Below are 18,147 nucleotides of genomic sequence, written 5' to 3'. Positions count from 1 at the left end.
TGAAGAATGGCGCGCAGTATATATCGCCGCCGGCGATTGCGAGCATCCATAGAGCGGGAGCCTGTGAGAAATTGCCTGCGCAAACGCAAGAATAGTCCTACATCCGAACTTAACTGGTCTTACGCAGTACATAAACCCGTGTCAGGGCAAAACCGGGCAGGAAATCCTGATACCACAGCACGGTAAAACCGGCCTGACGGAATTCGGCCTCAACGTCAGCCTTGCCGGCCAGGTGGCGTTGCGGCGCCTGGCCGATTTTAAGGCGTCCTTCGATCTGAACCGACACGATCACAGTGTCGCGACTGACCCGATGAAATTCACGCAACAACGCCAGGCGATGCTCACTGGCGCTGATGTGGCGAAACAGTTGCAGACAAAAAATACAATCCACCGCGTTGGCCGACAGCCCGAGGGTGAATGCCGAACTCGGGAACGTCTTGACCCGCTCGAGCAACGCGCCGCCATGGTGGGTGAGCGCGTGCTCAAGCATGTCCGGCGAAGGGTCCGCTGCCAGGATCACCCGGTTGGCATGCTCGGCCAGCACCGGCCAGAACCGCCCCGCCCCACACGCCACATCCAGCACCAGCCCCGGCTCACCGGCCACTTTCAGGGCATTGCGCACCATTTGCTCGTCACGCCAGAACGCCAGGCGCAGGCGGCGCGGCGCCGGCTGGCAGCAGACTTGCGCATGCTCCTGGTCGTGCTGCCTGGCGAACTCAAGCTCGACGGTGGAAGGGGGACGCCCGGACATACAAACGGCTCTTGGAGAATGAATGGACGACAGCTTAAACGGCCATGCGTGAAAAAAAGGTGTAGGCAATTATTCCCGGGCCAACACACCGTCGATCACCGCACCGCGACAGTTGGCGAACAAGTCCAGGTCCGGGTTGTAGACCTTGCTGTTGACTTCCAGCAGCCCGAGCATCGAATGAAACAGGTTGTCCTGGCTCAAAGGCTTTTCCCGACTCAGTTGCAGGCAATGGGTATCGACCGAGAAAGACTTCTGATAGCTGTCGGAAAACCAGGCCAACATTGCCACATGCTTCTGTTGCTCCGGAGCAAGCATGTAGGGCGTGCCGTGGAGGAACAGGTTGTATTCGCCCAGGGATTCGCCGTGGTCCGACAGGTAGAGCATGGCGGTGTCGACCTTGTCCTGATTGGCCCGCAGCAAGTCGATCAGGGTCGACAGCACATGATCGGTGTACACCAGCGTGTTGTCGTAGCCATTGACGATGCTCTCGCGGCTGCAATTGTTCAGTGCGTTGCTTTCACACACCGGAGTGAAATGCTCGTACTCCTTGGGATAGCGCTTGAAATATTCCGGACCGTGGCTGCCCATCTGGTGCAATACCAGCACCGTATCCTTGTCGAGGGTGTCGATGAAATGTTGCAGCCCCTGAAGCAGGATTTCGTCACGGCATTCGCTGCTGGCACACAGGGTTGGATCCTTGAGATTGCTCACGTCCTGCAAAGTGACGCGATCGCAGGTGCCCTTGCAGCCGGATTGGTTATCACGCCAGATCACCTCCAGGCCGGCACGCTTGAGCACATCCAGCAGGCCCTCCTCATTCCTGGCCTTGCTGGCGTCATAGTTCTTGCGCCCCATGTTGGAAAACATGCACGGCACCGACACGGCGGTTTCGGTGCCGCAGGAATGCACATCGGTGAAGGCGATCAGGCCGGCCTCTTTGTCCAATGTCGGGGTGGTATCGCGGTTGTAACCGAGGATGCCGAAGTTCTCGGCACGGGCGCTCTCCCCCACCACCAGCACGGTCAGGGATTTGCGGGCGTGGCTTTGCCAGACGGGGTTGCGCACCGCATCCTCGCCCAGCGGGATGAACGGTTGCTTGGCCGACGCGACCTGCTCGCGCAAGTAGCCGATCGAGGCACCAATGTAGTTGCTCGGCACCACCATCAAGTGCAACTCGTGGTGGTTACGAAACAACGAAGACAAGCCCTGGTAATTGGCCAGGGCAACCACGCCAATGATTGTCGCCGTGGCCACACCGACAACTAACTTACTTAACAACTCTTTGGGCCAGCGACGATACTTGATGGGGGTCTTGAACAATAACCAGGACGGCAATACCCCCAGTAGCCCGAGGTAGGCAAATAACTTCAGCGATAACAGATCACGGACTTCCGTGGCATTGGTTTCCGCAAAGTTACGCAACATGCCGGCATCGATCAGCACGCCATACTGGGCCATGAAATAGGCCACGCCGGCACTGATCAAAAACAGCAGCATCAACAACGGCTTGAGCAGCGGACGGAACGCCACCAGCGTCAGCACCAGGTTGAACACACCGAACACCATCACGCCAAACGCCACGCACAACAGCAGGCCCCGACCGTCAGTCGCCGTAATCGTGAGCAAGTGTTGCCAGAGAATGACGTTGAAACCCACTAATAAGAAGGCACTCGCGGCCAGCGTCACCCACTCGGGGCGCACGGCTTTAATAGTCAGCATGATGGTTGACGGTTTCCTGGAAGTTACTCTTTGAATAAGCGGCGCCGAAGTGAATGTGAAAAAATCGTTCCCTACGGCACCACAAACTCTAGGCAGTCCACCATCAATTTTTCGTGAAAAAGTTGCCATTAAATAATTATTTAAACAGCCGGTTCTAAGCGCTCATCAGGCTTGATTCAGGTACCAGCGCCAGTCCTGCTCTCCGACCTCCCCCATGAACTGGCGGTATTCGGCACGCTTGACCGCCAGGTAGACACCGAGGAACTCATCGCCGAAGGCTTCCCTCGCCCAGGTCGAGGCTTCAAGGGCGCGCAGGGTGGTGAGCCAATCGGTAGGCAATAACTCAGTCGCCTGGGCATAGCCGTTGCCCTCGACGGGCGCTCCCGGATCGCACCGTTCACGGATGCCGTGATGGATGCCGGCCAGTATGGCTGCGGCGGCCAGGTACGGGTTGGCATCGGCGCCGCAAATACGGTGCTCGATGTGCCGCGAAAAGGCCGGACCGCCCGGCACTCTCAGGCTCACCGTGCGGTTGTCCACTCCCCAGGTCGCCGCCAGCGGCGCGTAGCTGTTGCTTTGGAATCGGCGGTAGGAGTTGGCGTTGGGACAGAACAGCAACAGCGAATCGAGCAAGGTGTGGAGCATTCCGCCCACCGCGTTGCGCAGCAGCGGCGTACCGTCGGCGGCTTCGCTGGCAAACAGGTTGTGGCCATCCTTGTCGGCCAGGCTGACGTGCATGTGCATGCCGGAGCCCGCCAGATGATCGAATGGCTTGGCCATGAAACACGCCTGCATGCCATGTTTATGCGCCACGCCCTTCACCAGCCGCTTGTAGCGTACGGCTTCATCCATGGCTTGCAGCGCATCGGCACGGTGTTCGAGCGTGATCTCCACCTGCCCCGGTGCGTATTCGGAAATGGCCGTCCGGGCAGGAATGCCCTGCAGCTTGCACGCCGCGTAAAGGTCCGCGAGAAACGGCTCGATCTGCTCCAGTTCACGCAAACCGTAAACCTGAGTGGCGCGCGGCCTGCCGCCATCCACGTCCCGCGCCGGTTGTGGCCGGCCCGCGCTGTCGCGCTGCGCGTCCAACAGATAGAACTCCAGTTCCGCGGCCATCACCGGGTAATAACCGTCCGCCTGCAAGGCCTCGACCACCTGGCTGAGCACATAGCGCGGATCGGCAATGGTGGCCGGCATGCCCTCCTGAGGATGCATGCTCACCTGCACGGCAGCCGTGGGGATCAGCCGCCACGGCATGCGCTGCAAACTGCCACTGATGGGATAGGCTCGGCAATCGATGTCACCGACGTCCCATACCAGCCCGGAATTCTCCACATCGTCGCCATTGAGGGTCAGGCCGAGAATCGTACTGGGCAACGGCCGGCCACTTTCGTAGACCGCCAGCAGCTCATCCCGATGCAGCAACTTGCCCCGAGGCACACCATTGTTGTCGAGGATAAACAGCTCGAACAGCTCGATATCCGGATGCTGCGCCAGGAACGCCTGGGCGTGTTGCACAGGTGCGAAAGAGTGTTTGGAAAGGCTCATGAACAGGCTCGTATTGACGGGTCGGACGGGCGATGAGGCGCCGTCAGTCTGCGTTCGCATCGGCGAACACGCGGGTTGATCAACCGTGAATACAGGTATCTGGAGGACGGGCGTGGCGACAATGCCAGAGTGCCCAAAAAGCCAGTTCAGAGGGCAGTGCGCAGAGCGAAGGGGTGAAAGCAGGCGTGAACCGGCCGACCGGACCAGCCACGGCGGATGACAAGTACTGGAATGCCGCGGACCAACCGTCCATAAGCGCGTCACCGGAAACACACCTTGGAAGCGTCCCACGACACTGAGGGTGATTAAACATGGATTTGATGGAACTTGGATCGGATCAGACTAAACAATGGCAAACGACCGGGGCGTTGCTCCTCACGTCGTATTCGCGACATTATCTGTCCCACTCTCCACCATGAAACCCCGTGCATGGCATTTTCTTGGGACCATCGTTCCGTTAGGATCGTCGGTCTGATTTGCGCTACATCCGCGCAAGGAGCACAGCGAGACAGAACGGATGCTGAACAGTAACTCCCTCAGAAAGCTCGATATGCAGGACCTCATGGTGTTTACCGCCGTGTACGAGCAAAGCAGCGTGACCGGTGTGTCCGAGGCATTGTGTGTCAGTCAGTCAACGGTCAGTTACTGCCTCAAGAAACTGCGGACCTGCTTCGAAGACGAGCTGTTTATCAACACCCGCACCGGCATGCGCCCCACCTATAAGGCCGAGGGCATGTACGACCACGTGCGCGCCATTTTGCAAAGCATCAACCTGTGCCATGCCGGTGCGCCGACGTTTGATCCGACCCGGCAGGCCGTCACCTTCAATATTTGCGCACCGGAATACTTCGAGCACCTGATCCTGCCGCAACTGCTGCAAGGCTTCGATTACGCCAACCTGCCGGTGGTGGTAAATATGCACAAATTCGAAGCCGATATTCCGGCCGAGGAACTGCGTGACGGCAGCCTGGACCTGGTGATCTGCTTCGGCCCGAACTTCCACAGCACCCATGCCGATTTCAAATCCCGGCAGTTGCTGGAGGAGGACTTGGTCTGTGTCGTGGATAAACGGGCGACGCCATTGCAAGCGCAATTGAGCCTTCAGTCTTTCCTGGAGCGCCGGCACGTTTTTCCGACGCCTTGGAATTCGCCCAGCAACATGGTGGATGGCTGGCTGTCACAGCAGGCCCATCAACGCCAGCTTGCCGCTCGCGCCAACAGCTACAGTGCGGCGCTGAAGATGATCACCGGCACCGACTTCATCCTGACCCTGCCCCGCCGCATCCAGAAATTGCTGGCCAACGAGGCGATTTTCAATCACCACGAAGCGCCCAAGGGCCTGCCGGGTTTTACCCTGGACATGCAGTGGAGCCTGGCCGCCGATCAGGACAGCGCCAATACCTGGCTGCGCGAACAGATCATCATGGCCTGCGCCGAAAGAGGCGCCTGACCGTCACTGACCGATCAGCGCCTTGGCGTAAGGACCCCGATCGATATCGAGGATTTCCACGCACAGCTGCACGGAAACGTCCGCCGGCCATTCGTCCAGCTCCTGGATCACGGCCAGCAGGCTGTCGGCCAGTTGCTTCTTGATTTCCGGTGAGCGACCGCTCAGCAAGGCCAACTTCACGTGCACGAAACCACGCTCGCCCAGGCCAGTGCCCACTCGGTAAGTCTCGACTTTCACCGCCCGGCTCTTGATGTCTGACTCGGCGGCAAACTGACCGGACGCCACCAATGCGTTATTCAGGCGCAACAGCGCTACGTCGGCCTTGAGGTTGGGCAGGTTGGCGGTGTATTCCATGTGCAGGTGAGGCATGTGTTCGACTCCAATTCGAAATATGACCAGGTGGGTTCAGCCGTGGCAAACCATACCTCGACTTTATTCTTTTACGCAGTATTTGTTTCGTCCCGTGCCGGTGTCACGTTACGCTCAAGCATCAGCGTCTCAAACACCACCATCAGGTTGATGTCGGCCTTGCGCAATTGGTTGCGGTTCATCCATGGCTCCCGGTGCGGGTCAGTTTGAGCAACAGCACTGCAATTTTCGGCAATATCTCATCATCATTGGAAACGTATTGGCGATAGCCAAAACTATCAGCTTGGCTAGGCTTGCAACGACATGTGCAAAGCATGTCTTAATGAGTCAATCGCATGGAGCGGACCGATGTATTTTGAAATCTACAGGCAGACCCGAGGAACCCAAAACACCGGAAAAGGCCAATGGCGCTGGCGTTTGAGAGCGGGTAACCACGAAACGATCGCCAGTGGCGAATCCTATGTGAACAAAGCCGACTGCCTTCACGTCATCGGGCTGATCAAAAGTGCCCACGGCGAGACACCGGTGAAGGAAATCTAAACAGCGCGGCGCTGTATCGACCATGAGCTGCTCCGGGTGGGCAGCTTTCTGTGGCATCACTCCAAGCCCCCAGAGCGAGTATTTCCTGATGACTGCCAATCACGCCCCTATCAATTTCGCCCAGAAGTACGCCTTGTTCCAAGATCAGTGGGCACCGAAAGTGGTGGCCGAAATGAACGACTACCAGTTCAAGGTGGCCCGCCTCGAAGGCGAATTCATCTGGCACGCCCACGCCGATACCGATGAAACCTTCATCGTGCTGGAAGGCGAACTTCGTATCGATTTTCGCGACAGCGCGGTAACGATTGGCGCAGGGGAGATGTACGTCGTGAAAAAGGGCGTCGAGCACAAGCCCTACGCCGCACAGGAGGTAAAAGTGTTGTTGATCGAGCCTCGCGGCGTCATCAACACCGGCGAAGCCAATGAGCGCACGGCAGACAATGATGTCTGGATTTGACTGAAGGCCCTACCGCCGGAGAGTCAATCGTATTCAGCTTCCTGATGGTCGCCCAGCAGGCGTCGTTGGCGAGGTGTCGCTGCCGCCAGCACCACAGGGTTGAATTGCCAGTGCAGGTAAGGCGAGAACTTCTGCGCGACCATCCGCCGACCGTAATGCACCTGCAGCAGATACCGCGTGCGATCGGCGGTCCGGTTGTCGCTGCCGGCATGCCATAACTCGCTGCGCAGCATCAACGCATCGCCAGCGCGACACAGCACAGGCTGCGCAGGTCGCCCTTGCCATTGTGTCTCTCCCGCCACTGGCCTGCGGCCCGCTCGGTGGCTGCCAGGGATGACGCACGTGGGGCTCAAGTCAGCATCGATGTCATCAAGGTAAAACTGCGCGGTGCAAATCTGCATCGGCAACTCGAAAGCTGGATCGGCCAACAGGCCAGGCGGCAATTCCATCACCAGATAATCCAAGTGCAACGGAGCCCCGACATAGCCGGGATGGCAACGCCAGGCGGTCTGGCCGATGATATGGCAGTCCGCTCCCAGCGCCGCCTCCGCCAACTCGATCACGCCGCTCACCTCAAGAAATGGCAGCCAGAACGGATCGCGATTGAAGACGCACTTGTAGTGATCAATGACGCCGCTGTAGTCCCAGTGCTGGGGCTTGAGCTGGTCGATAGCACGACGCAAATCGATGATTTGCGCAGCGCTCAATACAGCGGGCAGCAGGACGAAACCGTCCTGATGCAGGGCCCGCTGGCGGTCGTCGGTGACCGCCGCCAAGGGTTCGGAGGTGCTCACGTTCGAGCCTGCCTCAGGTGCGGAAGCGGCCGATCAGTTCCGCTAAGGTCCTCGACAAGTTGGAAAGCTGCTGGCTGGCATGCATGCTCTGGGCAGAGTTCTCCGCCGCTTCGTTGGACAAGTCACGGATGTCGGAGATATTACGGGCGATTTCCTCGGTGACACTGCTCTGCTCTTCACAGGCGCTGGCAATCTGTGCGGCCATGTCATTGATCCGCTGTATTGAACCGCCGGTGCCGCTGAGCACCTGATCGACGCCCGCGGCACGCTCGACGCTGTCGCGGGCCCTGGTGCTACCGGTGTGCATGGCTTGCACAGCCTTGGCGACACCGGCTTGCAGACGCTCGATGCGAACCTGGATATCCTTGGTCGAATCCTGGGTACGCGCCGCCAGCGCCCTGACTTCGTCGGCCACTACGGCAAAACCGCGGCCTTGCTCGCCCGCCCTCGCGGCCTCAATGGCGGCGTTCAATGCAAGCAGGTTGGTCTGTTCGGCGATACCACGAATCACCTCAAGTACCGCGCCAATGCTGGAAGTCTCTTGAGCCAATGCCTCGATGGTCCCCGAGGCGCTTTCCACCTCATGGGCCAGTTGGCGGATCGATTCGATCGTACTGCTGACCACCTCAGCACCATCACGGGACTGACTGGTGGCTTGCTGCGCGGCGTCCGAGGCGTTCTGTGCGCTACTCGCCACTTCATGCACGGCGGCGCTCATCTGGGTGGCGGCCGTACTGACCTGATCCAGCGCCGCATGCTCGCTGCTGATCAGTTTGTCGTTGGTCGCGGCCATGTTGGCCATGTTACGTGCCGCGGCATCAACTTCCCCGGTCACCCGACCCACCTCGGCAATCAGCGGCTGCAACTTGTCGAGAAAGCGGTTGAAGGCATTGCCAAGCTGGCCCAGCTCGTCAGCCGAACGCACCTCTAGGCGCCCTTTCAGATCGCCGCCGCCCTCGGCAATCTGCTCGACGCGACTGAGCAATCGACGCATAGGGCGCAGGACTACCAGCGGCAGGGCAACAACGACCAGAATGCAGCCAAGCAGCCCGATCAACAGAATGGCGCCCTGATGCATCCCCACTTCCTTGCCGTAGTCGATCGCCGCGTCCCCCTCCCGGTGCGACGCCTGCTCTTCCAACTCGCCAAGCTTGTCGATGGAATCGCGCATGGTCTCGAACAAGCGCTCGCTATCACCAAAACTCAGCGTGCTGGCAGCCTCCCGATCCTTCACGGACAGATCTATGACACGCAGCGAAACCTGCTTCCACTTTGCAAAAGCGTCATTGAACTGACTGACCAACGCCAGCGCCTCGGCCCCCGGCTGCATCGCGGCATATTGCTGCACGCGATCATAAGCCTGCTTCATATTCGTCTCATGACTGGTGCCCAGCGCCTTCAGATGCTCGTCCGCATGACCATCAAGCAAACTGCGCTCGGCGACAAAAGCCTGGTAAAGATCGCGATCGGCGTTGAGCAACAGACTGATGGCTGGCAAATAGCGCTTGGTCAACTGAGTACTGGACTCAGTCACCTGGCCAATACCACGCATCCCCGACCACCCCATCAGCACCAGCAACACGGCGAGGAAAGCGATTGGAAGGGTGATTTTCCAGCGGAAGCCTAGATCGGCAAAGAACCGCAGCATGGGGGTCACTCCTTAGATTGGATTGCCTTACCTATCGGCAGGCATGCCTTGAGCTATAGACCATTAGTCTAGTTGTCACAAAGAAATGAGCTTGTGAGGAGGCTCATTTGAGCGGGTTTCTGAGGTGGAGAAACCCCTTGTTGGAAGCAGATAACGGGTTAAAAACGGCTAAGGGAAAGCGCTCGCTGCTTAGGAGTAATTTCCGACATTACCCACCTACATAATTCAAAGAATCCTCCTACACATCAGCCCGTTGCTGAAACGCTGAGGGGAGCCCTATAGTTCAAGCGTCGTTCATAAGGGCGACGCGGGTTTGGGATGGCTGCGACTTGCTCGACGTCTTGGCCAGACGATTGGATGCCGAGCCAGCCTAGCATTACAAGGGCCTCCAACGAGGCCCATTTCGTCATGGATAGGCGTCGAGTCTATGGCACCGAAGCTGGATACAAACGCGATGACGGCCCCCATGCCCATCACAAAAAAAGTCGACAAACCCCACAAAAAGCTCGTTCACAATGAACTGACATTTCATGATGTTCGGCAAGCCGCACGTGATAGTCAGAAAGCGTTCGATCAATTTGTAACCACTGACAAGCTTCCTATTACGAAGTAGGTCTTGATGATCAGTTGTCGAGAGGGTGCGCTGCAGGCCGATGCCGCCATTGATCTGCGCCTCGAAGCTGGCCAGTACGTCGCCAGTTAAAGCGAGAGTCTTCATCGATCAGCTTCGCATTGCTAGAAACGAAAAAGCCCCTGAAATGTTCAACCATTTCAGGGGCTTAGTCGTATTCAATTATGGCGGAGAGATAGGGATTTGAACCCTAGGTACTGTCGCCAGTACAACGGATTTCGAATCCGTCCCGTTCGGCCACTCCGGCATCTCTCCAGTGGCGCGCATCATACCAGCACATTTGCCGGAAGCGAACCCCCGGGCGAAATTTTTTCCGTGCTATCAGATGCTTGCGTCGATTACAGCGGTACACCCAGACGCTGGGCGACTTCTTCGTAGGCTTCGATGACACCACCGAGGCCTTGGCGGAAGCGGTCTTTGTCCATCTTCTTCTTGGTGTCCTTGTCCCACAGGCGGCAGCCGTCCGGGCTGAATTCGTCACCCAGGACGATGGAGCCGTCGCTGAACACACCGAACTCAAGCTTGAAGTCCACCAGCAGCAGGCCGGCGTCGTCGAACAGCTTGGTCAACACTTCGTTAACCTTGAGGGACAATTCCTTCATGCGGGCCAGTTGCTCGGCGGTGCCCCAACCGAATGCCACGACGTGGGATTCGTTGATGAACGGGTCGCCCTTGGCGTCGTCCTTCAGGAACAGCTCGAAGGTGTAGGGGTTGAGCTTCATGCCCTCTTCCACGCCCAGGCGCTTGACCAGGCTGCCGGCGGCGTAGTTACGCACGACGCATTCGACCGGGATCATGTCCAGCTTCTTGACCAGGCATTCGTTGTCACCCAGCAGCTTGTCGAACTGGGTCGGCACGCCGGCGGCTTCGAGTTTCTGCATGATGAAGGCGTTGAACTTGTTGTTCACCATGCCCTTGCGGTCCAGCTGTTCGATGCGCTTGCCGTCGAACGCCGAGGTGTCGTTGCGAAACAGCAGGATCAAGCGGTCAGCGTCGTCGGTCTTGTAAACCGATTTGGCTTTGCCGCGGTAGAGTTCTTCACGTTTTTCCATGATGGGCTCCGCTTGCTAAGTAGTGGGCTAGGCGATATGTCGCCAGTCGAGCCCTGAATCTTGATCGGCCAATTGCAGCCAGTCCGGGTCGCACCCGAGGGTGTCGACAAAACATTGCCGGGCCAGCTGCGGCAGGTTGTTCTTGCTGCTCAGATGGGCCAGGACCAGGTGTTGCAGGCCTTGCCAGCCCAACTCGGCCACCAGGAACGCCGCCTGGTGGTTGTTCAAATGTCCGCGCTCCCCGCCTACCCGCTGCTTGAGAAAGTACGGGTAGTACCCGCGCGCCAGCATATCGCGGCAGTGGTTGGACTCGATCATCAACGCATCGAGGTCCCGGTAGCTGTCCATCACCTTGTTGCAATACGACCCCAAGTCCGTGAGCAACCCGAAGCGCCGCTCGCCGTCGCTGAACACATACTGCGTCGGCTCCCGGGCATCGTGCGCCACGCTGACCACGCTGATATCCAGGGCGCCAACGCGCAATTGCTCGCCCCCGGCCACGAAACCGGCGGGCTCGATGGGCTTGCGCAGGCCATCCAACGTTCCGCGGCTGAGGTAGACCGGCAGATTGTAGCGCCGAGACAGCAAACCCACGCCATGCACGTGGTCGGCATGTTCGTGGGTCACCAGTATCGCGCTCAACTGCGCCGGGTGCACACCCAGGCGCAACAGGCGCTTCTCGGTTTCCCGCAGGGAGAAACCACAATCGACCAGCACGTACGTGTCGGCGCTGGCTATCAGCGTGCCGTTCCCCTGGCTACCGCTGCCGAGAACGGCAAAACGCATCGGATCAGCCCAGGTTATCCTGAATCACGCTCAATACCTTGCGGGCCACATCGGCCGGCGCCACGGTGTTGATGTTCTTCTCGACGGTGACCTGGACGTTTTCGCCGACCTTGCTCAGGCGAACCTGGTAACGCTCGGCGCGGGCTTCAACTTCTTCCTTGTCCGGCTTGCTGCCGAACAGGCCACTGAAGAAGCCAGGCTTCTCGTCTTTCTTCTCGGCCTTTTCGGCGAGGTTGATGTAGTACAGGCCCAGGCTGCGGTTGATGTCCTCAACCCGCCATTCGCCCTGCTCCAGCGCACGGCCAACACTCGACCAGGCACGATCCAGGTCCGAACCGACGTTGAGCACCGGGTTGCCGCTGCCGTCTTCGCTCAGGCTGACGCGGCTCGGCGCATCGAACTCCTTGGAGGCCAACATCGAGACCGAACCACCCTGCTCTGCCGTACGGCTCATGCTGGCGAGCATGTCGTCCACCAGCGCAGCGTCGAGGCCGGTATTGACCGAACGGTTGGTGAACGCCACGTCGGCAGTGCTGCCGGCAGGACGCTCGGCGCTGACTACGTAGACTTCACTGGTGTTGCGCTGCACACCCGGCTCGATACGCACCCGCACGCGGCTTTCGCTGTCGGCGGCGACGCCTGCGGCGCTCATGCGCTTGGCCACGGCAGCGGACAGCTCATCGGAACGTTGCCAAGTGGTGGTGAATTCACCCGTCTGCGGGCGCTGTTCGTCCAGGCGGAAACCGTTGTCCTGGAAGAACTGGATTGCCACGGGCCAGACTTCGGCCGGTGGATGCTGGGCCATGACCCAGCTTGAATCGCCACTCTTCTGCAGGGTGTAGTCGCTGGCATCGGCCACGGCCGACAGCGGCTGTGGACGTGGGACGATGTATTCGCCCTTGACGCTGTCGTCGGCCACGTTGCGCGGGATCGGTAACAGCGGATCCAGGCGCTTGGCGACGCTGACATCAGGCGGCAGTTGCATCGGTGCAGTCTGTTGCGCTTCCAGGTAATCGCTACCACGGTCGCGGAAGTAACCTTCCGGGCCCCAGATCCATCCGCAGCCACTGGTGCTGGAGATAATCAAGGCAAGTGCGGAAAGTCCGGCCATTCGCTTCATGCGTTGTACTTCCTCAATTAAACCAGGACGCCGGACTGGCGCATGGCCTGCCGCAGCGGTTCGTGACAGGCTTCGCTGAGCCAGGTGAGCGGCAGACGGATGCCTTGGTGCATCAGCCCCATTTCGACCAAAGCCCACTTCACCGGGATCGGGTTGGCTTCGAGAAACAGGTCTTTGTGCAGCGGCATCAGTTTTTCGTTGAGTGCCCGTGCGGTGTCTGCATCGCCCTTGAGCGCCGCCTCGCACAGGTCGGCCATTTCGCGTGGAGCGACGTTGGCGGTGACGGAAATATTGCCCTTGCCGCCCATCAGGATCAGCTCGACCGCGGTCGGATCATCGCCGGAAAGGACGATGAAGTCCTTGCTCACGCCGTCGAGGATGGCCTTGGCGCGCTTCATGTCGCCGGTGGCTTCCTTGATGCCGATGATATTCGGGACAGTGGAAAGGCGGATCACGGTCTCGGCCTGCATGTCGCAGGAGGTGCGGCCGGGCACGTTATAGAGGATCTGCGGGATGGCGACCGCTTCGGCGATGAACTTGAAGTGCTGGTACAAGCCTTCCTGGGTCGGCTTGTTGTAGTACGGAACGACCAGCAGGCAGGCGTCGGCGCCGGCTTCCTTGGCGTTGCGGGTCAGCTCGACGGCTTCGCGGGTCGAGTTGGCGCCGGTACCGGCGATGACCGGAATGCGACCGTTGACCTGCTTGACCACGGCCCGGATGACTTCGATGTGCTCGTTGACATCGAGGGTTGCCGACTCGCCGGTGGTACCGACGGCGACAATGGCATGGGTGCCGTTTTCAAGGTGGAAGTCCACGAGTTTGCTGAGGCTGACCCAGTCAAGACGCCCTTGTGCATCCATGGGTGTGACCAGTGCCACCATACTGCCCGCAATCATGAAACCGCTCCTGCCGGAAAAAGAGAGCGGTAATGGTACTGGCGCCAAGATGCTTGTACAAGCGAACTACCATTCCCCTTGGCGATGGTTTTCGCTACCCTTCAGGCTTTGATCGGTACTGATAAGCTCATTCGCCGGTTCCCAGCCTCCGTTTTCGTCGCCACAAGCCCCGATCCTGCGTTTGTCCTTGTGCATTCCCGCCGTCCCGGAATGCAGCGCAACCCCAGGCACAGGGCTTGAACCGTTCGTTTACCCGGGCCTGGGGCCGTGTCGAGCCGCATGAAGTGCCGACCGCTCATCGCTTTAGGAATGCTGCATGTCCACCCCCACAGTCCGCGAACAATTCCTTGTTATCAGTGCCCTTGGCGCCAACCCCATGGAGCTGACTAACGTCCTGTGCCGCGCCAGCCATGAAAATCGCTGTGCCGTCGTAACCTCACGCCTGACTCGTCATGGCGAATGCAGTGCGCTCGTGCTCGAAATCTCCGGCAGCTGGGACGCCCTGGCTCGCCTGGAAGGCAGCCTGCCATTGCTGGCCAAGAAGCACGCCTTCACGGTCAACGTGGTGCGCAGCGCCGCCCTGGAGAACCGTCCCCAGGCCTTGCCCTACGTGGCCTATGTGAGCTCGGCCTACCGGCCGGACATCATCAACGAGCTGTGCCAGTTTTTCATGGACCACCAGGTCGAGCTGGAAAACCTGACATGCGACACCTACCAGGCCCCGCAGACCGGCGGCACCATGCTCAACGCCACGTTCACCGTGACCTTGCCGGCCGGCACCCAGATCAGTTGGCTGCGCGATCAGTTCCTGGACTTCGCCGATGCGATGAACCTGGACGCACTGATCGAACCGTGGCGCCCACAAAACCCAATGTAAGGAAACGTTCATGGCCGTTGCCGTCGACCAGCCGGTTGCCGATTTCCAGGCGTCCGCCACCAGCGGACAGACCGTCAGCCTCGCCGCCCTCAAAGGCAAGCAGGTGGTGATTTACTTCTACCCCAAGGACAGCACCCCTGGCTGCACCACCGAAGGCCAGGGCTTTCGTGACCAGTACGCGCAGTTCAAGGCCGCCAATACCGAAGTGTTCGGCGTCTCCCGGGACAGCCTCAAGTCCCACGAGAACTTCAAGTGCAAACAGGAGTTTCCGTTCGAGCTGATCAGCGACAAGGACGAAGCCGTCTGCCAGCTGTTCGACGTGATCAAGCTGAAAAAGCTTTATGGCAAGGAATACCTGGGCGTTGATCGCAGCACGTTCCTGATCGACAAGAACGGTGTACTGCGCCAGGAGTGGCGTGGCGTGAAGGTGCCTGGGCATGTGGATGCGGTGTTGGCGGCGGCTCAGGCCCTGAACAAGGCCTGACATTTTTCGTTGCCTGTCCTGGCGCTATCGCGAGCAAGCTCGCTCCCACATGGGATCTGTGATGTTCAATAGAACCCTGTGGGAGCGAGCTTGCTCGCGATGAGGCCATCAGCCCCAACCGATGAATCAGCTACAACAACGGCGCCACCACCGGCTCCTTGCTCGGCCACGCATCCAGCACAGCCTTGAACAGTGTCGCCAGGGGAATCGCAAAGAACACGCCCCAGAATCCCCACAACCCGCCGAATAACAACACTGCGCAGATAATCGCCACCGGATGCAGGTTCACCGCCTCGGAGAACAGCAGCGGTACCAACACGTTGCCGTCCAGCGTCTGGATGATCCCGTAGACCGCCATCAGATAAATGAACTGGTCGCCCCAGCCCCACTGGAACAGCGCAATCAACGCCACGGGTACGGTCACCACCACAGTGCCGACGTAGGGCACCACCACTGAAATCCCCACCAGCAGCGCCAGCAGTGCGGCGTAGTTGAGCCCCAGGGCTACGAAGCCGACATAGGTCACCCCGCCGCAGATGAAAATCTCGATGACTTTGCCGCGAATGTAATTGGCGATCTGGCGATTCATCTCCTGGGCCACCCGAGTAATCAGCGCCCGCTCACGGGGCAGGTAGCCACGGACCCAGCGCCCGATCATTTGCCGATCCTTGAGGAAGAAAAACACCAGGATCGGCACCAGCACCAGGTAGATCATGATGTTCACCAGGAGTGGCAAGCTGGACAGCGAAAACGTCAGCGCCCACTGGCCGAACTTGCCGATCTGGCCGCGCACCACTTCGATGGCCTGCAACACCTGCTCATCGGACACCAGGTGCGGATAGCGCTCAGGCAGCAACAACAGCACCGACTGCCATTTGGCAAGCATCCCCGGCAGCTCGTTGAACAACGTCACCAACTGGTGCCAGAGCAGCGGCACGATCACCACGATGAACACCAACAACAAGCCCATGAACAAGGCGAACACCAAGCCCACCGCCACGGCACCCGGTAGCCGCAGGCGCTCAAGCGTCGTGACCAACCCCTGCATCAGGTACGCCAGCACCATCCCCGCCAGTACCGGCGCCAGCATGCCACCCAGGGTGAGGACCGCAGTGAAGGCCAGGAACAGCAGCACCGCCAGCACCACCGCCTCCTCGTCGGAGAAGTAGCGCTGAATCCAGTCGCGTAACACTTTGAACATTAAAAATCCTTAAGAGACGCTATCGATTTTTCAGGCTTTCTTCAGCCAGTAACGGTAGACGCCATTGTCGTCTTCCTCACGCAGCAGCGTATGACCGGCCAACCGGGCGAAGGTGCGGAAATCCCGCTGGGAACCCGCGTCCGTCGCGGTCACCTTGAGCACGGCGCCGCTGGCCAGGCGATTGAGTTCCAGCTTGGCCTTGAGCAACGGCAGCGGACAATTCAGGCCGCTGGCGTCCAGTTCGGCATCGTGGGCTACAGCATCGGTCATCGGTTCACTCCGCGGCAGGTGATTGAGCGGCCTAGAATATCTGGTCCCGGGCCCGGTGTCCGGCTACAGTAGGGTCTTTGTCGACTAAGGCTTCGTGCATGACATTTCTGCGCCCCACCCTGCTGACGCTCGCCTGCCTGCTTGCCTCACCGGGCTTCGCCGACGACCTGCCGTCACTTGGCGACGCCAGTTCTGCCATTGTCTCGCCGGAACAGGAACACCAGTTGGGCCGCGCCTGGCTGGCCCTGCTGCGCAGCCAGGTTTCACAGCTCAACGATCCACAGCTCAAGGACTACGTCGAGTCCAGTGTCTACAAACTGGTAGAGACCAGCCAGGTCAATGACCGACGCCTGGAGTTCATCCTGATCAACAGTCCGCAGCTCAACGCTTTTGCCGCACCAGGCGGGATCGTCGGGGTCAATGGCGGCCTGTTCCTCAATGCGCAGACCGAAGGTGAATACGCCTCGGTCATGGCCCACGAACTGGCGCACTTGTCGCAACGCCACTTTGCCCGCGGCGTCGAAGCCCAGCAGCGCATGCAAGTGCCTATGATGGCGGCGCTGCTGGCCGGCATCGTGATTGCCGCCGCCGGTGGCGGTGACGCCGGGATCGCGGCCATTGCCGGGACCCAGGCCGCGGCCATCCAGGAGCAGCGGCGCTTCTCTCGCCAGAACGAACAGGAAGCCGATCGCATCGGCATCCAGAACCTGGAAAAAGCCGGCTACGATCCACGGTCCATGCCGACCATGTTCGAACGCCTGATGCGCCAGTATCGCTTTGACGCCAAACCGCCCGAATTCCTGTTGACTCACCCGGTGACCGAGTCCCGGATCGCCGACACCCGTAACCGAGCCGAACAAGCCAAGCCGGGGGGCATCGAGGACAGCGTGCGTTACCAATTGATTCGCGCACGGGTCCAGTTGACCTATGAAGAAACCCCAGGCCTGGGCGCCAAGCGCTTCCGGGCACAGCTGGACGAAAACCCGAACAACGACGTGGCCCGCTATGGCCTGGCGATCGCGCAGATCAAGGGCGGCCAGTTGAATGAAGCCCGGGAGAACCTCAAGCCGCTGCTGGCCAAATCGCCTAACGAGATCATCTACAACCTGGCCCAGGTGGATCTGGACATCACCAGCAATAAGCTGGCCGACGCTCAATCCCGCGTCGACCGGATGCTGAGCCAATACCCGGGCAACTATCCACTCAACCAGGTGCGCGTCGACCTGCTGCTCAAGCAGAATCGCCCCGCCGATGCCGAAAAAGCCTTGGAAAACCTCCTCAAGACCCGCCCGGACGATCCGGATGTCTGGTACATGGTGGCCGAGACGCGTGGGCTGTCGGGCAATATCATCGGTTTGCATCAGGCACGGGCCGAGTACTTCGCACTGGTGGGTGACTACCGTCAGGCCATCCAGCAACTGGACTTCGCCAAACGACGCGCTGGCACCAACTTCCCGCTGTCGTCACGCATCGATGCCCGGCAGCGGGAACTCATGGAACAGGAACGCCTGGTCAAGGACATGATGGGCTGAGTATTCGTCGCGCACAAAAAAA

The 18,147-nt window shown here is 59.6% G+C and carries 19 protein-coding genes, 1 tRNA gene and 1 pseudogene; 6 read left to right on the top strand and 15 right to left on the bottom strand.

Annotated elements, in window-relative coordinates; genetic code table 11:
- Positions 1-109 precede the first annotated feature (109 nt).
- The 3 genes from LOY70_RS07495 to LOY70_RS07485 form a co-directional block, all read right to left on the bottom strand.
- Positions 110-751, bottom strand: coding sequence for a class I SAM-dependent methyltransferase (locus LOY70_RS07495; protein WP_123342281.1), 642 nt, complete (start codon positions 749-751; stop codon positions 110-112).
- 69 nt (positions 752-820) lie between these two features.
- Positions 821-2,470, bottom strand: a complete 1,650-nt coding sequence (locus LOY70_RS07490) for a phosphoethanolamine transferase (protein ID WP_265035120.1) — start codon at positions 2,468-2,470, stop codon at positions 821-823.
- Positions 2,471-2,635: 165 nt separating this feature from the next.
- Positions 2,636-4,018, bottom strand: a complete 1,383-nt coding sequence (locus LOY70_RS07485) for a glutamine synthetase family protein (protein WP_265035118.1) — start codon at positions 4,016-4,018, stop codon at positions 2,636-2,638.
- 517 nt (positions 4,019-4,535) lie between these two features.
- Here LOY70_RS07485 and LOY70_RS07480 point away from each other — a divergent pair.
- A complete protein-coding gene (locus LOY70_RS07480; protein ID WP_265035115.1) occupies positions 4,536-5,468 on the top strand; it encodes a LysR family transcriptional regulator in 933 nt (310 codons plus the stop codon).
- Between the two features lie 3 nt (positions 5,469-5,471).
- Here LOY70_RS07480 and LOY70_RS07475 read toward each other — a convergent pair whose 3' ends face one another.
- Complete coding sequence (locus LOY70_RS07475) at positions 5,472-5,837, bottom strand: 5-carboxymethyl-2-hydroxymuconate Delta-isomerase (RefSeq protein ID WP_123342285.1); 366 nt, start codon at positions 5,835-5,837, stop codon at positions 5,472-5,474.
- A 348-nt stretch (positions 5,838-6,185) separates the two neighbouring features.
- On the opposite strand from LOY70_RS07475, the gene LOY70_RS07465 reads away from it, so the two are divergent.
- Both LOY70_RS07465 and LOY70_RS07460 read left to right on the top strand, forming a co-directional pair.
- Positions 6,186-6,377, top strand: a complete 192-nt coding sequence (locus LOY70_RS07465) for a YegP family protein (protein ID WP_123414737.1) — start codon at positions 6,186-6,188, stop codon at positions 6,375-6,377.
- 88 nt (positions 6,378-6,465) lie between these two features.
- The gene (locus LOY70_RS07460) at positions 6,466-6,834 is read left to right on the top strand and encodes a cupin domain-containing protein (protein ID WP_265035109.1); all 369 of its coding nucleotides are present in this window, start codon (positions 6,466-6,468) and stop codon (positions 6,832-6,834) included.
- Between the two features lie 23 nt (positions 6,835-6,857).
- Here the strand turns inward: LOY70_RS07460 and LOY70_RS07455 are convergent, their stop codons facing one another.
- The 9 genes and pseudogenes from LOY70_RS07455 to dapA all read right to left on the bottom strand — a co-directional run bounded on the left by LOY70_RS07455 (position 6,858) and on the right by dapA (position 13,761).
- Entirely contained in the window at positions 6,858-7,628 is a 771-nt protein-coding gene (locus LOY70_RS07455; RefSeq protein ID WP_265035108.1) for a phytanoyl-CoA dioxygenase family protein, read from the bottom strand.
- A 13-nt stretch (positions 7,629-7,641) separates the two neighbouring features.
- Positions 7,642-8,421 (bottom strand): methyl-accepting chemotaxis protein, encoded by a 780-nt coding sequence (locus tag LOY70_RS30105; RefSeq protein WP_413776639.1) that lies wholly within the window; start codon positions 8,419-8,421, stop codon positions 7,642-7,644.
- Positions 8,422-8,499: 78 nt separating this feature from the next.
- Positions 8,500-9,276, bottom strand: a pseudogene (locus tag LOY70_RS30100) (MCP four helix bundle domain-containing protein); the annotation flags it as partial.
- A gap of 406 nt (positions 9,277-9,682) precedes the next feature.
- A complete protein-coding gene (locus LOY70_RS07445; RefSeq protein WP_265035105.1) occupies positions 9,683-9,994 on the bottom strand; it encodes a hypothetical protein in 312 nt (103 codons plus the stop codon).
- A 78-nt stretch (positions 9,995-10,072) separates the two neighbouring features.
- Positions 10,073-10,162 (bottom strand) — tRNA-Ser (locus tag LOY70_RS07440).
- A gap of 83 nt (positions 10,163-10,245) precedes the next feature.
- Positions 10,246-10,959 (bottom strand): phosphoribosylaminoimidazolesuccinocarboxamide synthase, encoded by a 714-nt coding sequence (purC, locus tag LOY70_RS07435; protein ID WP_265035103.1) that lies wholly within the window; start codon positions 10,957-10,959, stop codon positions 10,246-10,248.
- Positions 10,960-10,986: 27 nt separating this feature from the next.
- Positions 10,987-11,745: an MBL fold metallo-hydrolase gene (locus LOY70_RS07430; RefSeq protein WP_265035101.1), complete on the bottom strand. Its 759-nt coding sequence runs from the start codon at positions 11,743-11,745 to the stop codon at positions 10,987-10,989.
- A gap of 4 nt (positions 11,746-11,749) precedes the next feature.
- On the bottom strand, positions 11,750-12,865 hold the full coding sequence (gene bamC / locus LOY70_RS07425; protein ID WP_265035099.1) for an outer membrane protein assembly factor BamC: 1,116 nt from the start codon (positions 12,863-12,865) through the stop codon (positions 11,750-11,752).
- Positions 12,866-12,882: 17 nt separating this feature from the next.
- Positions 12,883-13,761, bottom strand: coding sequence for a 4-hydroxy-tetrahydrodipicolinate synthase (dapA, locus tag LOY70_RS07420; RefSeq protein WP_265035097.1), 879 nt, complete (start codon positions 13,759-13,761; stop codon positions 12,883-12,885).
- Between the two features lie 316 nt (positions 13,762-14,077).
- On the opposite strand from dapA, the gene LOY70_RS07415 reads away from it, so the two are divergent.
- Positions 14,078-14,638 (top strand): glycine cleavage system protein R, encoded by a 561-nt coding sequence (locus LOY70_RS07415; protein ID WP_123342296.1) that lies wholly within the window; start codon positions 14,078-14,080, stop codon positions 14,636-14,638.
- Between the two features lie 10 nt (positions 14,639-14,648).
- Positions 14,649-15,122 (top strand): peroxiredoxin, encoded by a 474-nt coding sequence (locus LOY70_RS07410; protein WP_265035094.1) that lies wholly within the window; start codon positions 14,649-14,651, stop codon positions 15,120-15,122.
- A 130-nt stretch (positions 15,123-15,252) separates the two neighbouring features.
- Here LOY70_RS07410 and LOY70_RS07405 read toward each other — a convergent pair whose 3' ends face one another.
- Together LOY70_RS07405 and LOY70_RS07400 are read right to left on the bottom strand one after the other, a co-directional pair.
- The gene (locus LOY70_RS07405; protein ID WP_265035092.1) at positions 15,253-16,323 is read right to left on the bottom strand and encodes an AI-2E family transporter; all 1,071 of its coding nucleotides are present in this window, start codon (positions 16,321-16,323) and stop codon (positions 15,253-15,255) included.
- A gap of 30 nt (positions 16,324-16,353) precedes the next feature.
- The gene (locus LOY70_RS07400) at positions 16,354-16,593 is read right to left on the bottom strand and encodes a sulfurtransferase TusA family protein (RefSeq protein WP_025212368.1); all 240 of its coding nucleotides are present in this window, start codon (positions 16,591-16,593) and stop codon (positions 16,354-16,356) included.
- A 98-nt stretch (positions 16,594-16,691) separates the two neighbouring features.
- Between LOY70_RS07400 and LOY70_RS07395 the strand changes: the two genes are divergently transcribed.
- Entirely contained in the window at positions 16,692-18,125 is a 1,434-nt protein-coding gene (locus LOY70_RS07395) for a M48 family metalloprotease (protein ID WP_265035089.1), read from the top strand.
- The last annotated feature ends 22 nt before the right edge of the window (positions 18,126-18,147 follow it).

Origin of the sequence: Pseudomonas sp. B21-054, from assembly GCF_026016345.1 — a bacterium.
In the GTDB taxonomy this organism is placed as follows: domain Bacteria; phylum Pseudomonadota; class Gammaproteobacteria; order Pseudomonadales; family Pseudomonadaceae; genus Aquipseudomonas.
This window is presented reverse-complemented; position numbering and strand designations above follow the sequence as displayed.

What these genes read in the sequence shown, in the direction of transcription:
- LOY70_RS07415 (WP_123342296.1), top strand. Translation starts at nt 14,078, where the DNA reads ATGTCCACCCCCACAGTCCGCGAACAATTCCTTGTTATCAGTGCCCTT.
- LOY70_RS07430 (WP_265035101.1), bottom strand. Translation starts at nt 11,745, where the DNA reads ATGCGTTTTGCCGTTCTCGGCAGCGGTAGCCAGGGGAACGGCACGCTG.
- LOY70_RS07395 (WP_265035089.1), top strand. Translation starts at nt 16,692, where the DNA reads ATGACATTTCTGCGCCCCACCCTGCTGACGCTCGCCTGCCTGCTTGCC.
- LOY70_RS30105 (WP_413776639.1), bottom strand. Translation starts at nt 8,421, where the DNA reads ATGGCCGCGACCAACGACAAACTGATCAGCAGCGAGCATGCGGCGCTG.
- LOY70_RS07410 (WP_265035094.1), top strand. Translation starts at nt 14,649, where the DNA reads ATGGCCGTTGCCGTCGACCAGCCGGTTGCCGATTTCCAGGCGTCCGCC.
- LOY70_RS07400 (WP_025212368.1), bottom strand. Translation starts at nt 16,593, where the DNA reads ATGACCGATGCTGTAGCCCACGATGCCGAACTGGACGCCAGCGGCCTG.
- LOY70_RS07405 (WP_265035092.1), bottom strand. Translation starts at nt 16,323, where the DNA reads ATGTTCAAAGTGTTACGCGACTGGATTCAGCGCTACTTCTCCGACGAG.
- LOY70_RS07445 (WP_265035105.1), bottom strand. Translation starts at nt 9,994, where the DNA reads ATGAAGACTCTCGCTTTAACTGGCGACGTACTGGCCAGCTTCGAGGCG.
- LOY70_RS07460 (WP_265035109.1), top strand. Translation starts at nt 6,466, where the DNA reads ATGACTGCCAATCACGCCCCTATCAATTTCGCCCAGAAGTACGCCTTG.
- LOY70_RS07495 (WP_123342281.1), bottom strand. Translation starts at nt 751, where the DNA reads ATGTCCGGGCGTCCCCCTTCCACCGTCGAGCTTGAGTTCGCCAGGCAG.
- purC (WP_265035103.1), bottom strand. Translation starts at nt 10,959, where the DNA reads ATGGAAAAACGTGAAGAACTCTACCGCGGCAAAGCCAAATCGGTTTAC.
- LOY70_RS07480 (WP_265035115.1), top strand. Translation starts at nt 4,536, where the DNA reads ATGCTGAACAGTAACTCCCTCAGAAAGCTCGATATGCAGGACCTCATG.
- LOY70_RS07485 (WP_265035118.1), bottom strand. Translation starts at nt 4,018, where the DNA reads ATGAGCCTTTCCAAACACTCTTTCGCACCTGTGCAACACGCCCAGGCG.
- bamC (WP_265035099.1), bottom strand. Translation starts at nt 12,865, where the DNA reads ATGAAGCGAATGGCCGGACTTTCCGCACTTGCCTTGATTATCTCCAGC.
- LOY70_RS07490 (WP_265035120.1), bottom strand. Translation starts at nt 2,470, where the DNA reads ATGCTGACTATTAAAGCCGTGCGCCCCGAGTGGGTGACGCTGGCCGCG.
- LOY70_RS07475 (WP_123342285.1), bottom strand. Translation starts at nt 5,837, where the DNA reads ATGCCTCACCTGCACATGGAATACACCGCCAACCTGCCCAACCTCAAG.
- dapA (WP_265035097.1), bottom strand. Translation starts at nt 13,761, where the DNA reads ATGATTGCGGGCAGTATGGTGGCACTGGTCACACCCATGGATGCACAA.
- LOY70_RS07465 (WP_123414737.1), top strand. Translation starts at nt 6,186, where the DNA reads ATGTATTTTGAAATCTACAGGCAGACCCGAGGAACCCAAAACACCGGA.